This window comes from Kitasatospora sp. NPDC056327 (genome assembly GCF_042261735.1).
Taxonomy (GTDB): domain Bacteria; phylum Actinomycetota; class Actinomycetes; order Streptomycetales; family Streptomycetaceae; genus Kitasatospora.
Genome location: NZ_JBHJRC010000022.1, coordinates 1 through 14,697 on the forward strand (window position 1 = coordinate 1; position 14,697 = coordinate 14,697).

Sequence of the window (14,697 nt, forward strand, 5' to 3'; positions counted from 1 at the left end):
GGTTACATTCCGAACCCGGAAGCTAAGCCTCACAGCGCCGATGGTACTGCAGGGGGGACCCTGTGGGAGAGTAGGACGCCGCCGAACAATCATTCCAAAAAGACCCCCTCCGGTTCAGGAGGGGGTCTTTTTGCGTTAACGTCTCTCCACCATGTCCGAGCTCGGTGGAGAGGCACGAACCGTTGCAGAACCTGACCCTTACCTGGCAGTCCGCCGGGGGCGCTGCGGTCGCTCTCTACGGGGGCGCCTACGCGGCCTCCCGGGCCCGGCGGTCGGGTCTCTCGGCGATCCTGCGCGAGGCCGGCACCCTGCTCGCGCTGTTCGCGCTCTGGCAACTGGTCGGGAGCCTCTCCTTGATGAGCGCCGAGCACGCCCTGGACCGGGCGCGTTGGATCCACCGGACGGAGCCGGCGTTCGGACTGCCCGACGAGGCGTCCTGGCAGGCCGCGGTGACCCCCTACCCGGTGCTGGTGAAGCTGGCGAACTACTACTACGCGTCCATGCACTTCACGGTGATGATCGGAGTGCTGCTCTGGGTCTTCCTGAGACACCGGGACCGGTACCCGTGGGTGCGGACCACGGTGGTGATCACCACGGCGGTCTGTCTGGCCGTCCAGTTCGTTCCGGTGGCGCCGCCCCGGATGCTGCCGGAGAACGGGTTCGTCGACGTCGCGGCGGAGTACGGGCAGTCGGTGTACGGGGCCACGGTCGGCGGGGTGGTGAAGGCCGCGCAGCTGTCCGCGATGCCGTCGGTGCACGTGGCCTGGTGCGTACTGGCGGCGGTCGCGGTGGTGCGTGTCTCGCGGAGCCCGCTGCGGTGGCTGATGGTGCTGCACCCGGTGCTGACGATCGCGGTCGTCGTGGTGACGGCCAACCACTTCTGGGCGGACGGGCTGGTCGCGGTGGTGATCCTGCTGCTGGCCTACGAGGTCCAGCGCCGGGTCGCCCGGCGGCGGGCCGGGCGGGCGGCGGACGTCGGGCCGGCGGACGACCGTGACGAGCGCGCGGTGCAGCCCGCCGGCCGCGGCTGAGGGCGGGTGGCCGGGCCCGTGCCGGGCGCGGGCCCGGCGGACATGCCGGTGGGCCGGGCCCCGTGGGGGGAGGGTCCGGCCCACCGGAGCACCCGCCGTTACCTGACCGGCAGGGCCTCCCGGCCCCACGCGCTGTTGGTCAGCGACGCGGTGGCCCAGTACCAGGCCGCGAGCCCGGAGGCGGCGGCGATCCAGCCGGCCGCCTTGGCGAGGCCGCCGGCCGTGTTGAACACGGCGATCGCGGAGAGCAGCAGGGAGAGCGTCAGCAGGCCGTAGACGGCCCGGCTGAACAGGCCCGCGTTCCAGCTCGCGGCGGTCAGGGTGAGGGCGAGCAGGGCCCACAGCAGCAGGAACAGGCCGGCCGCGTTCTTGCCGGCGCCGGAGGCCGTGGACCAGGTGGCCCAGAAGGCACCGAGGCTGGTGAAGGCGGTGCCGGTGAATCCCTCCCCGCCGCGGAACTGCCAGAGGCCCGCGACGAACAGGGTGAGGCCACCGAGGACGTGCGCGAGGTGGGCCGAGTTCCCGACGGTGGTGCCGCTGAACAGGCCGGTGGAGAGGAGGCCGTAGGCGAGGAGGGTCAGGCCGAGCGCGAGGTAACCGAGGTTACCCGCGTCGGCACCGGAGGAGCGGGCGTTCAGTGCCCCGGTAGCTTCGTTGCTCACCGGAGGCTCCTTTCACTCATGGGCGCGCGCAGGGCGCAGTGAACGCGGGTGGGTTTCGATGAGGTGAAGGCGCGTGACCGCTCCGGGCGCGCACGGCTGGAGCGTGCGACGGCTGCGGTCCGAATGCTGGGCCAGCGGGAGAGCCGCTGGTCACGTCCCCGCCGGGGGATTCCCCGGTGAGATCGGTGTACCCACGGTGAGCGGCCTTGTACCCTTGTGAATCGCACAATTTGCGACGCCGCCCGCACCGGTTCGTGCAGGCTCCGACCCGGGGTGCGACAGTCGGCGAACGGTTCCGGTCAGGCGCTGCGCTGGGTCGGTACCCGCAGGGTGAGGATCGCCATGTCGTCCGACGGCGGCTCGGGGGCGAAGCGCTCGACGGCGCGCTGGACGCGCAGCGCGACGGCTCCGGCGGTGAGTCCGGTGCAGCCGGTGAGCACCTCGGCGAGGCCGTCGTCGCCCAGCATCCGCAGGCCCTCGCGGCGTTCGGTCACGCCGTCGGTGACGCAGAGCAGGACCTCGCCGGGGTGGAGCACCAGGCGTTCGGCGGTCAGGTCGAGGTCGTCCATGACGCCGAGCAGCGGCTGCGGGGTGGCGGCCCGGTCGACCCGGCCGTCGGTGCGCAGCCGCAGCGGCAGCGGGTGGCCCGCGCAGACCAGGGAGAGTTCGGTGCTGCCGTCCGGGCGGGGGGTCAGTTCGCCGTAGAGCAGGGTGAGGAAGCGGCTGCGCGAACCCTCGTCCAGGATGGCGGCGTTGAGCCGGCTGAGGACCTGCGGGGCGTCCAGGCCCTCGCGGGCGAGCAGCCGCAGTGAGTGCCGGGCGAGGCCGGTGACCGAGGCGGCCTCCGGGCCGGTGCCGCAGACGTCGCCGATGGCGAAGCCGTAGGTGCCCTCGCGGATCGGGAAGAGGTCGTAGAAGTCCCCGCCGACCTCGTTGCCCTCGCCGGCGGCCTGGTAGTAGACGTCCACCTCGACGCCCGGGATGTCGGGCAGCTCCGGGGGCAGCAGACTGCGCTGCAGGGCCTGGCTGGTGGCGGTGCGCTCGGAGTAGAGGCGGGAGTTGTCGAGCGCCAGGGCGGCCCGGCGGGAGAGGTCCTCGGCGAGTTCGAGGACCTCCTGGCGGAATCTGACGCCGGCGTGGGTGCCGAGGGCGAGCAGGCCGATCACCCGGTTGCGGGCGGTGAGCGGCAGCACGACGGTCTCGCCGAGCAAGCTGGTGAGGCCGGGTTCACCGGCGAAGCCGGCGCCGTCGGCGGTCTCGGCGGGCGAGCTCCAGAAGCGGGCGCCGTGGGTGGGGCCGGTGGCCGGGGCGGGGGTCTTGTCGAGCAGGGCGCGCAGCGGGTCGATGCGGTCCTCGTCCTCGTGCAGGACGAAGGCGAGCGAGGCCGGGGCGCCGTGGTCGCCGTTGGTGTAGACGGCGCACCAGGAGGCGAGGGTGGGGACGGCCATCTGCGCCATCAGGGCGAGCGTCTGCTCGTGCTCCAGGGTGCCGGCCAGCAGGTCGGAGGCCTCGACGAGGAAGGAGAGCGAGCCGCGGCGCAGCTGTTCGAGCTCGGTGAGCCGGGTGGACTCGACGGCCAGGGCGAGCCGGTCGGCGGCGAACTGCAGGCGCAGCGCGTCCTCGTTGTCGTAGCGGCCCGGGGTGGTGGTGGCGATGCCGAGCGAGCCGATCAGCCGGCCCTCGACCTTGAGGGGGACGGTGAGCAGGGAGCGCAGTCCGCTGTCGTCGAGGACGGACAGGCCGGTGGGCCGGGTCGCGAGGTCCTCGTGGACGGAGGGGAGGCGGGGCGAGTCGTAGCGGTTGCCGGTGTCGACCGGGAAGCGGCTGTGCGGCCGCGGCGCGGCGGGCAGTCCGGCGCTGGCGCGCAGTTCGAACTCGGCCTCGTCCTCGGTGGTGAGCAGCAGGTAGGCGGCGTCGGCGTCGAGCAGGTCGCGGGCCCGGTCGACGGTGTGCTGGAGCAGGGTGTCGAGGTCCTCGCCGGGGCCGAGGCCGGCCAGCAGGTCGAGCCGGGTGGCGGGCTCGCCGCGGTCGCCGGGCAGGGCGCGGGCGGGGGAGCGCAGGACGGCGCGGTCGTCGTCGAGGACGAGCAGACAGAGGGTGCTCGGGGTGCCGTCGGTGTCGCGCAGCCGGACCTGGACGCCGTAGACGTCGGCGGTGGTGCCGTCGGCGCGCCGCAGCGCGTAGCCGCCCTCCCAGCGGGCGAGCCGCAGGACGGCGGAGAGCGCGAGGCCGGAGTCGCCGGGCTGCGGCCAGACGGCGAGGTCGGCCCAGGGGCGGCCGAGCACGGTGTCGGCGGGGTGCTGGAAGAGGGCTTCGGCGTCGGGGTTCCAGGCGAGCACCCGGCCGTCGTCGTCGAGCTGGACGACGGCGACGCGGACCGGGCCGTGGCTGCTGGGCAGTTCGCCGCCGGGTGCGGCGGGCAGGGCGTAGCGGGTGCCGGCGGTGTGCACGGGCAGGGCGAGCCGGAACCAGACGGTCTTGCGGCCGGAGCCGTACTCGACGCCCCAGCGTTCGGCGAGCGCGGCGCACATCAGCAGGCCGCGGCCGCCCTCGCCGTCGGCGTCGGCGTAGTGGTCGGACGCGGTGGTGGGCAGGTCGGGGACGGTCGGCAGACCGCGTTCGGGGTGGTGGTCGGTGACCTCGATCCGGACGGTGCCGTCCTCGCGGAGGCAGCAGACCTCGGCGGCGGTCCCGGCGTGCACGACCGCGTTGGTGACGAGTTCGCTGACCAGGACGACGGCGTCGTCGACGACCTCGGGCAGGCCCCAGCCCAGCAGGGCGTCCCGTACGAAGGAACGGGCGGCACCGGCAGACCGGCCCACGGGTTCGAAGGTGGCGGCTGCGCGCGCGGTGACCACGTTGCCACGTCTCCTCTGCTCTGGCCCTGGCTGTCCCGGGTGCGGCGCCGGCGCCCGGTGCGCGCCGGCGGCATGGGCGGCGGCTCCGGGGCGGCCGTGGCCCGGTGCAGCGCTCCACCCTACTTTCCGCTTGGTTCCCCGTGGGGGCGGGGCGTCGAAACAGGCACCGGAGGGTGATTCTGCCCACCCGATTCGGGCGGGGCGGCACCAACCGAGCGCAACCGCCCTTGTACCGGGCGCGAGTGCTGCCAGACTGGGGGGTCCGCGATGTCCGGTGCGAGCAGTACGGTCGTCACGGGTTCCGGCAGGCCTGCCCGGCTGCCGGACAGTCCACGATCTGGGAGGGGCCCGTTGAGTTCGGCCACCAAGGACGCAACCGGTACGACGCCGCCCGCCCAGCGTGGTGGCCGCTCCGGGGCCGCGCCGCGGAGCGCGGCCGGCCGGCGTGCCAACCACAGCCGCGGCGCCGAGCCGGCGGAGCTGCGCAAGCTGCTGTCCGCGCTGACGGCGATGCGGGACGGCAACTTCCGGCGCCGGCTGACGGTGCCGGGGGACGGTCCGCTGGCGGAGATCGCCGCGGTCTTCAACGAGGTGGCGGAGCGCAACCAGCACCTGACGGGCGAGCTGGCCCGGGTGCGGCGGGCGGTGGGCCGGGAGGGCCGGCTGAACGAGCGCCTGGAGACCGGGGCCGGCGAGGGCGCCTGGATGGCGGCGGTCGACAACTGCAACGCGCTGATCGACGACCTGGCGCGGCCGATGTCCGAGGTCGGCCGGGTGCTGACGTCGATCGCCGAGGGCGACCTGGACCAGAAGATGGAGCTGCGCTCGCTGCACAGCAACGGGGTGAGCCACCCGCTGCGCGGCGAGTACCTGAAGATCGGCCGGACCGTCAACGGGCTGGTGGACCAGCTGTCGGAGTTCACCGACGAGGTGACCCGGGTGGCCAGGGAGGTCGGCACCGAGGGCAAGCTGGGTGGCCAGGCCAAGGTCCGCAGCGTCTCCGGGAGCTGGAAGGATCTCGCGGACTCGGTCAACACCATGGCCGGGCGGCTGACCGCCCAGGTGCGCAACATCGCGCAGGTGACCACCGCGGTGGCCAAGGGCGACCTGTCCCGCAAGGTGACGGTCGAGGTGGCCGGCGAGATGCTGGAGCTCAAGAACACCGTCAACACGATGGTGGACCAGCTGAACGGCTTCGCGGCGCAGGTGACCAGGGTGGCCCGGGACGTGGGCACCGAGGGCCGTCTGGGGGGCCAGGCGCAGGTGCCGGGCGTCGCGGGCGTCTGGCGGGACCTCACCGATTCGGTGAACTTCATGGCGGACAACCTCACGGGTCAGGTCCGCAGCATCGCCCAGGTGACGACGGCGGTGGCGCGCGGGGACCTCTCGCAGAAGATCGAGGTCGACGCGCGCGGGGAGATCCTGGAGCTGAAGAACACCATCAACACGATGGTCGACCAGCTCTCCGGGTTCGCCGAGCAGGTGACCCGGGTGGCGCGTCAGGTGGGAACCGAGGGGCGCCTCGGCGGCCAGGCGCAGGTGCCCTGGGCGGCCGGCGTCTGGCGGGACCTCACCGACAACGTCAACTTCATGGCGAACAACCTGACCGACCAGGTGCGCAACATCGCCCAGGTGACCACCGCCGTCGCGCGGGGCGACCTCTCGCAGAAGATCCAGGTGGACGCGCGCGGGGAGATCCTGGAGCTGAAGAACACCATCAACACGATGGTCGACCAGCTGTCCGCGTTCGCGGACGAGGTGACCCGGGTGGCCCGGGACGTCGGTACCGAGGGCATCCTCGGTGGTCAGGCGAGCGTGCCGGGCGTGTCCGGCACCTGGAAGGACCTGACCAACAGCGTCAACCTGATGGCCAACAACCTGACCAGCCAGGTCCGCAACATCGCCGAGGTGACCACGGCGGTGGCCCGCGGGGACGTCTCGAAGAAGATCACCGTCGACGCCCGGGGCGAGATCCTGGAGCTGGTCACCACCGTGAACACCATGGTGGACCAGCTGTCGGCCTTCGCCGACGAGGTCACCCGGGTGGCGCGCGAGGTGGGCACCGAGGGGAACCTGGGCGGCCAGGCCCGGGTGCGCGGGGTGTCGGGCATCTGGAAGGACCTGACCGACAACGTCAACTTCATGGCCTCGAACCTCACCAGTCAGGTGCGGAACATCGCCGAGGTGGCGGCGGCCGTGGCCTCGGGCGACCTCTCCAAGAAGATCACCATCGAGGCGCAGGGCGAGGTCGCCGGACTCGCCGGGACGCTCAACACCATGGTCGACCAGCTCTCGGCCTTCGCCGTCGAGGTGACCAGGGTGGCCCGCGAGGTCGGCACCGACGGCACCCTGGGCGGTCAGGCGAGCGTGCCGGGTGTGGCCGGGATCTGGAAGGACCTGACCGACAACGTCAACCTGATGGCCAACAACCTGACCGGTCAGGTCCGCAACATCGCGCTGGTGATCACGGCCGTGGCCCGCGGTGACCTGTCGCAGAAGATCGACGTCGACGCGCGGGGCGAGTTCCTGGAGCTCAAGACCAGCATCAACACCATGGTGGACCAGCTCTCCGCGTTCGCCGACGAGGTCACCCGGGTCGCCCGCGAGGTGGGCACCGACGGGCGTCTGGGCGGCCAGGCCCGGGTGCCGGGCGTGGACGGCACCTGGCAGGACCTGACCGAGTCCGTCAACGAGCTGGCCAACAACCTCACCCGGCAGGTGCGGGCGATCGCGCAGGTCGCCACCGCCGTCACCAGGGGCGACCTGTCGCTGCGGATCGACGTGGACGCCGCCGGCGAGCTCGACGAGCTCAAGGACAACATCAACCAGATGATCGCCAACCTGCGCGAGACCACCCGCACCAACCAGGAGCAGGACTGGCTCAAGACCAACCTGGCGCGGGTGTCCGGTCTGCTGCAGGGCCGCCGCGACCTGGAGGCGGTGGCCTCGTTGATCATGACCGAGCTCACCCCGGTGGTCTCGGCGCAGCACGGCGCGTTCTTCCTCGCCCAGCCGGCCGGCCGCACCGCCGAGCTGATCACCGAGGACGACGACGAGAACGACACCGTGCTGCGGCTGATCGGCAGCTACGGCTACCAGCGGCGGGCGATGCCGACCACGTTCCGGCCCGGCGAGTCGCTGATCGGGCAGGCGGCGGTGGAGAAGCGGGCGATCATCCTCAAGGAGGCGCCGCCCGGGTACCTGAAGATCGCCTCGGGCCTGGGCGAGGCCTCGCCGGCCCACATCGTGGTGCTGCCGGTGTTGTTCGAGGGCCGGCTGCTGGGCGTGATCGAGCTGGCCACCTTCAGCTCGTTCACCACCGTCGCGCTGGACTTCCTCAACCAGATCGCCGACCTCATCGGCGTGACCGTGAACACCATCAGCGTCAACACCAAGACCGAGGGCCTGCTGCTGGAGTCGCAGCGGCTGACCGCCGAACTCTCGATGCGGTCCGCCGAGTTGGAGGCGCGCCAGGAGGAGCTGGAGCGCACCAACGAGGAGTTGCAGGAGAAGGCCGAGCAACTCGCCCAGCAGAACCGGGACATCGAGATCAAGAACAGCGAGATCGAGGAGGCCCGGCAGGTCCTGGAGGAGCGCGCCGAACAGCTGGCGCTGGCCTCCCGGTACAAGAGCGAGTTCCTGGCCAACATGTCGCACGAGCTGCGCACCCCGCTGAACTCGCTGCTGATCCTGGCCAAGCTGCTCTCGGACAACAACGAGGGCAACCTGTCGCCCAAGCAGGTCGAGTTCGCCGACACCATCCACGGCGCCGGGTCCGACCTGCTCCAGCTGATCAACGACATCCTCGACCTGTCCAAGGTCGAGGCGGGCAAGATGGACGTCCGGCCGGCCCGGATCGCGCTCGTCCAGCTGGTCGACTACGTCGAGGCGACCTTCCAGCCGGTCGCGCTGGACAAGAACCTGGAGTTCGGCGTGCGGGTCTCGCCGGCCCTGCCGGTCACCCTGCACACCGACGAGCAGCGGCTCCAGCAGGTGCTGCGCAACCTCATCTCCAACGCGGTCAAGTTCACCGATGCCGGGGCCGTCGACTTCTCGATCGGCCAGGCGGGTCCGGGCGTCCCGCAGCACGTGCGCGAGCAGCTGCTGGAGGCGGGCGCGATCGAGGGCCCGGACGACCCGCTGATCGCCTTCACGGTCTCCGACACCGGGATCGGCATCCCGGGCAACAAGCTGCGGGAGATCTTCGAGCCGTTCCGGCAGGCGGACGGCACCACCAGCCGCAAGTACGGCGGCACCGGTCTCGGCCTGTCGATCAGCCGGGAGATCGCCCGGCTGCTCGGCGGCGAGATCCACGCCGAGAGCGAGCTGGGCAAGGGCTCCACCTTCACGCTCTACCTGCCGCTGCGCGAGGGCGCGCCGGAGGGGGCCGGGCAGCCGGGGGCGAACGTGTCCGGGCTGCGCGCCTCGGTCGGGGTGACACCGGTCGGGACGCCGGTGCCGGTGGGCGAGAGCCCCGCCGAGCACTGGGCGCAGGAGGTGCGCGACCTGGTCGAGGTCCGCCGCCGGGGCGCCGTCGAGCGCCGGCGGGCCGCGGCCCTGGAGGCGCCGCGGGCGGAGGGCCGGGGCACCGGAGGCCGGGCGGGCGCGGGCGGGCGCGGGGCCGAGGGGCGGCTGCCCGAGGCCGTTCCGGCGATCCGTCCGGCCGGCCGTCCGGACACCCGTTTCGACGGCGAGCAGGTGCTGATCGTGGACGACGACGTCCGCAACGTGTTCGCCCTCACCAGCGTGCTGGAGCAGCACGGCCTGACCGTGCTGTATGCGGAGAACGGCCGCGAGGGCATCGAGATGCTGGAGCAGCACGAGAACGTCGCGCTGGTCCTGATGGACATCATGATGCCGGAGATGGACGGCTACGCGACCACCGAGGCGATCCGCCGGATGCCCCAGTTCGCCGGGCTGCCGATCATCGCGCTGACCGCCAAGGCGATGAAGGGCGACAAGGAGAAGTCGCTGGCGGCCGGTGCCACCGACCACATCACCAAGCCGGTGGAGACCGACCACCTGCTGTCGGTGATGCACGAGTGGCTCACCGTCCGCCGGTCCTGACGGGTCCCGGCGGTCCGGGGTCCGGCCCGCGGTGCCCTGTCCCGGTGGGACCGGACCCGGCCCAGGAGGCCCTGGACACGCCCGAGTTCGGGCCGATCGGATGACGGGGGCGTGAATCTCGGAGTACGCTCCGGGGTTCACGCCGGTGGGGCGCGCGGTTTGCTGGCGGGGAGGGCCGGGAACCGGGTAGGGTCACCGATCGTTGCGAACAGTGACCGAGTGGCGACTCGCTGGTGAGCGTACGCCGGTGCACTGACTGTGCGCCGCTCCGTATCCGGACGCGACGGGGCGATGTGCCGGGCGAGGGGGTGCGGCTAGCATGACCGGGGTAGTGGTGGGCAGTACGCGGGTGCCTTCCCCAGGTAGGCAAGCGACAGGAGGGCGCGTCGTGATGCAGAAGGCGAAGATCCTCCTGGTCGACGACCGGCCGGAGAACCTGCTGGCGCTGGAGGCGATCCTCTCGGCGCTGGACCAGACCCTGGTCCGGGCGGCGTCCGGCGAGGAGGCGCTCAAGGCGCTGCTCACGGACGACTTCGCGGTGATCCTGCTGGACGTGCAGATGCCCGGGATGGACGGCTTCGAGACCGCCGCCCACATCAAGCGCCGGGAGCGCACCCGGGACATCCCGATCATCTTCCTGACCGCGATCAACCACGGTCCGCACCACACCTTCCGCGGCTACGCGGCCGGTGCGGTCGACTACATCTCCAAGCCGTTCGACCCCTGGGTGCTGCGCGCCAAGGTCTCGGTCTTCGTCGATCTCTACATGAAGAACTGCCAGCTGAAGGAGCAGGCCGCGCTGCTGCGGCTGCAGCTGGAGGCGAGCGGTGCCGAGCCGGCCCTCGGCGGCGCGCTGCTCGGTGAGCTGTCGGCCCGGCTGGCCGCGGTCGAGGAGCAGGCGGAGTCGCTGACCAAGCAGCTGGACGGCACCGAGGACGGCGGGGTGGCGGCCACGGCGGCGCACTTGGAGCGCAAGCTGGCCGGGCTGAGGCGGGCCCTGGACGCGTTGCGCCCCGGCACGGACTGAGCGCGGTCCGGCCGCCGGGCGGGTGCGCCCCGTGCGCCGGGGGAGCGGGGCCGGCGAGGTTCCCCCGTCCGGGTGACTCCGGGCGGTGTGACGGTGTGTCGGAGACACGTTCCGGCCCCCGGGCCGACGACGTGGGCACGGGTCGCGTGCCCCGGTAGGCTGCTGACCCATGGCCACACGTACGCCCGGAAGCGCGGCACGCAACCCGAGTCCGGGAACGTCCAAGAAGGCCGCGGCGAAGGCTCCGGCCAAGCCGCCCGCCAGGAAGGCGGCCGCCAAGAAGGCCGCCCCGGCGAAGAAGACGGCCGCCAAACCCGCCGCGCCGCCACCGCCCGCGTCCCGGCCGATACTCTTCCGCGCCGTGCGCGCCGTCTGGCTCGGCACGGCGCACGGCATCGGCGCGGTCTTCCGCGGCTTCGGCGACGGCGCGAAGAACCTCGACCCGGCGCACCGCAAGGACGGCATCGGCCTGCTGCTGTTCGCGCTGGCCCTGGTCACCGCCGCGGGCACCTGGTTCAGCCCGCAGGGCTGGCTGGGCGAGGCGGCCACCAACGTGGTCTCCGGTCTGTTCGGCCGGCTCGACGTGCTGGTGCCCTTCCTGCTGGCCGCGGTGGCGGTCCGGCTGCTGCGCCACCCGGAGCTGCCGGAGGCCAACGGCCGGATCATGATCGGGCTGACCACCCTGCTGGTCGGTGTGCTGGGCCTGGTCCACATCGGCTGCGGCGCGCCCATGATGGGCAGCGGCGCGACCCGGATAAGGACGGCCGGCGGGATCGTCGGGTGGGCCGCCTCCACCCCGATGATGGCCGCCGCCGGGCCGGCCCTCGCGGTCCCGCTGCTCCTGCTGCTCGCCTTCTTCGGCCTGCTGGTCACCACCGCCACCCCGATCAACCGGATCCCCGAGCGGATCCGCGCGGCGGGCGTCCGGCTGGGCGTGGTCGAGCCCGGGCCGCAGGACGCCGACGGGGGGCGTGCGCCGGAGCGCGAGCTCTCCAGCGAGCCCCCCGAGGATGCGGACCCCTCCGCGCTGCCGTTCACGGTGGCCACCGACAGTGACGACCCCTCGGACGAGGTGGCCGCCCGCCGGCGCCGCCGCAAGCGCAAGCCGGAACCCGAGGAGGCCTCCGCCGAGCCGGACATGTTCGCCAAGGAGGCGCTGGACCCGTACGCCACCCGGAACCTCGCCGCCGGCGCCGCCGCCGACCTGGACGGCGCGCTGGTCTACGGCGTGCCCGCCTCCTCGGCGGTGGCGGACATGATGCACCAGGTTCAGGACCGCACCGCCCCGCCGGAGGAGCCGGCCGTCCCGGCCGCCCGCAGCGAGGGCCCCGGAGCCCCCGAGGAGCACGGCCCGGCACCGGTCCGGATGGAGCAGCTCCAGCTCTCGGCCGGACTCACCTACGCGCTGCCCCCGCTCGACCTGCTGGAGCGCGGCGGCCCGGCCAAGGCCCGCAGCGCCCTCAACGACGAGGTGGTGGCGCAGCTCACGGGCACCTTCTCCGAGTTCAAGGTGGACGCCCGGGTGACGGGCTTCACCCGCGGCCCGACGGTCACCCGCTACGAGGTCGAGCTGGGCCCGGCGGTCAAGGTGGAGCGGATCACCGCGCTCGCCAAGAACATCGCCTACGCGGTGGCCAGTGCGGACGTGCGGATCATCAGCCCGATCCCCGGCAAGTCCGCGGTCGGCATCGAGATCCCGAACCGGGACCGCGAGATGGTCAACCTGGGCGACCTGCTGCGCTCGCGCACCGCCGCCGAGGACACCCACCCGATGGTCGTCGGCATGGGCAAGGACGTCGAGGGCCACACCGTGATGGCCAACCTCGCCAAGATGCCGCACATCCTGGTGGCCGGCGCGACCGGCGCGGGCAAGTCGTCCTGCATCAACTGCCTGATCACCTCGATCCTCGCCCGGGCCACCCCGGACGAGGTGCGGATGGTGCTGGTCGACCCCAAGCGGGTCGAGCTGACCGCCTACGAGGGCATCCCGCACCTCATCACGCCGATCATCACCAACCCGAAGAAGGCCGCCGAGGCCCTCCAGTGGGTGGTCCGCGAGATGGACCTGCGCTACGACGACCTCGCGGCGTTCGGCTTCCGGCACGTCGACGACTTCAACGCGGCGGTCCGGGCCGGCACCGTCACCCCGCCGCCCGGCAGCGAGCGCGAGCTGACGCCGTACCCGTACCTGCTGGTGATCGTCGACGAGCTGGCCGACCTGATGATGGTCGCCCCCCGCGACGTCGAGGACTCGGTGGTCCGGATCACCCAGCTCGCCCGCGCGGCCGGCATCCACCTGGTGCTGGCCACCCAGCGGCCCTCGGTGGACGTGGTCACCGGTCTGATCAAGGCCAACGTGCCGTCCCGGCTGGCCTTCGCCACCTCGGCGATGGCCGACTCCCGGGTCATCCTGGACCAGCCCGGCGCGGAGAAGCTGATCGGCAAGGGCGACGCGCTGTTCCTGCCGATGGGCGCGAGCAAGCCGATCCGCATGCAGGGCGCCTTCGTCACCGAGGCCGAGATCGCCGCCGTGGTGAAGCACTGCAAGGAGCAGCTCGGCGCCGTCTACCGGGACGACGTGACGGTCGGCGGCGGCCCGAAGAAGGAGATCGACGAGGAGATCGGCGACGACCTGGAGCTGCTGATCCAGGCGGCCGAGCTGGTCGTCTCCACCCAGTTCGGCTCCACCTCGATGCTCCAGCGCAAGCTGCGGGTCGGCTTCGCCAAGGCCGGACGGCTGATGGACCTCATGGAGTCGCGCGGCATCGTCGGGCCGAGCGAGGGCTCCAAGGCCCGCGACGTCCTGGTGAAGCCGGACGAGATCGACGGGGTGATCGTCTCGATCCGTGGCTGAGACCGGCCGGCCCGCTGACAGGTGTTCACCCGTTCGGACGGGGGTAGGCGGCCGGTGCGGAACCGATCGGGTGCGTACCGCGTCCCACGGGCAACACCGCAAGCGCGGTCGCGGCGCGCGGTCCCCGGAGCCCGGGGGCCCGCGTTGACGGGCGGTCAGTGCACGCCCGGCCCGGCAGCGGGGCGGCCGAGCGCATTCGGTCCTGTTCCGCTTGAGAAACGATCCGCCCGCGCCCCTAGACTGTTCTCCAGCAGGTGGCCCACCGCTCGAAAGGCGTGCACCGTGACCATCGGCAAGTCTCCCGACCGCGAGAACGCCACGCCCGCCGGCCCGCCCCCCGGCGCCGCGGAACAGACCGCCGATGCCCCGAGCATCGGACGGGTGCTGTCCGCCGCCCGGATCGCGGCCGCGCTCACGGTGGATCAGGTGAGCAGTGCCACCCGGGTGCGGGTGCCGATCGTGCACGCCATCGAGGAGGACGACTTCGGCCGGTGCGGCGGTGACTTCTACGCCCGCGGCCACATCCGCGCGATCGCCCAGCTGGTCGGCGTCGACGGCGAGGAGCTGGTGGCCCGCTACGACGCCGCGCACGGCGGCTCCCCGGCTTCCAAGCGGCCCACCGAGCTGATCGAGAGCGGCCCGATCAAGGTCCCCGGCCGGGGCCGGCCGAACTGGACGATCGCGATGGTCACCGCGATCGTCGTGGTGGTCGGTGTGATCGGCTTCAACCTGGTGAGCGGGAAGACCGGCCCCGGCACCACCGGCTCGGCCAGCGCCCCGCTGCCCGCCGGCGCCGGCACCGGTTCGGTCGCCCCGGCGGCCGCCGCGCCCACCCCGACCGTGCAGCCGCCCGCCCCGGCGCCCAGCGCCCCCGCGATCGCGGCCGCCCCGGCCGACAAGGTCACCGTGAAGCTGGTCGCCGAGAAGGACACCAGCTGGGTCTCCGCGGTGGACGGCAACGGGAAGTCGCTCTTCCAGAACAACATCGAGGAAGGTCAGGACCAGACCTTCACCGATCCCAAGCAGATCAAGCTGGTGATCGGCAACGCCGGCGCCGTGCACGTGTACGTCAACGGCAAGGACCTCGGTCCGGCGGGCAGGAACGGCCAGGTGGTGCACGTCACGTACACCCCCGGCGACCCGCAGGCGGGCTGATCGCAGGGGCCCGCCGCACCGCGGCGGGCCCGGCCGGCCGGTG

The 14,697-nt window shown here is 72.6% G+C and carries 7 protein-coding genes and 1 rRNA gene; 6 read left to right on the forward strand and 2 right to left on the reverse strand.

Features of this window, described 5'->3' with window-relative positions; translation table 11 throughout:
- Both rrf and ACFCX4_RS05605 read left to right on the forward strand, forming a co-directional pair.
- Positions 1-87: ribosomal RNA gene (gene rrf, locus ACFCX4_RS05600) — 5S ribosomal RNA — on the forward strand; the annotation flags it as partial.
- 95 nt (positions 88-182) lie between these two features.
- A complete protein-coding gene (locus ACFCX4_RS05605; RefSeq protein ID WP_376139153.1) occupies positions 183-1,031 on the forward strand; it encodes a phosphatase PAP2 family protein in 849 nt (282 codons plus the stop codon).
- A gap of 98 nt (positions 1,032-1,129) precedes the next feature.
- Here ACFCX4_RS05605 and ACFCX4_RS05610 read toward each other — a convergent pair whose 3' ends face one another.
- A complete protein-coding gene (locus ACFCX4_RS05610) occupies positions 1,130-1,693 on the reverse strand; it encodes an acetate uptake transporter (protein ID WP_376139154.1) in 564 nt (187 codons plus the stop codon).
- Between the two features lie 299 nt (positions 1,694-1,992).
- Positions 1,993-4,551 carry a SpoIIE family protein phosphatase gene (locus tag ACFCX4_RS05615; protein WP_376139155.1) on the reverse strand — a complete coding sequence of 853 codons (2,559 nt, stop codon included), beginning with the start codon at positions 4,549-4,551 and terminating at the stop codon, positions 1,993-1,995.
- Between the two features lie 351 nt (positions 4,552-4,902).
- Between ACFCX4_RS05615 and ACFCX4_RS05620 the strand changes: the two genes are divergently transcribed.
- From ACFCX4_RS05620 to ACFCX4_RS05635, 4 genes are all read left to right on the forward strand, one after another.
- Positions 4,903-9,618 carry a HAMP domain-containing protein gene (locus ACFCX4_RS05620; RefSeq protein WP_376139156.1) on the forward strand — a complete coding sequence of 1,572 codons (4,716 nt, stop codon included), beginning with the start codon at positions 4,903-4,905 and terminating at the stop codon, positions 9,616-9,618.
- Between the two features lie 388 nt (positions 9,619-10,006).
- On the forward strand, positions 10,007-10,645 hold the full coding sequence (locus ACFCX4_RS05625; protein WP_376139157.1) for a response regulator: 639 nt from the start codon (positions 10,007-10,009) through the stop codon (positions 10,643-10,645).
- A 169-nt stretch (positions 10,646-10,814) separates the two neighbouring features.
- A complete protein-coding gene (locus ACFCX4_RS05630; protein WP_376139158.1) occupies positions 10,815-13,499 on the forward strand; it encodes a DNA translocase FtsK in 2,685 nt (894 codons plus the stop codon).
- Between the two features lie 282 nt (positions 13,500-13,781).
- Positions 13,782-14,654, forward strand: a complete 873-nt coding sequence (locus ACFCX4_RS05635; RefSeq protein ID WP_376139159.1) for a helix-turn-helix domain-containing protein — start codon at positions 13,782-13,784, stop codon at positions 14,652-14,654.
- Positions 14,655-14,697: the final 43 nt, after the last annotated feature.

Bases quoted from the DNA above. Each gene is read 5' to 3' on its own strand.
- ACFCX4_RS05630 (WP_376139158.1), top strand. From the start codon at position 10,815: ATGGCCACACGTACGCCCGGAAGCGCGGCACGCAACCCGAGTCCGGGA.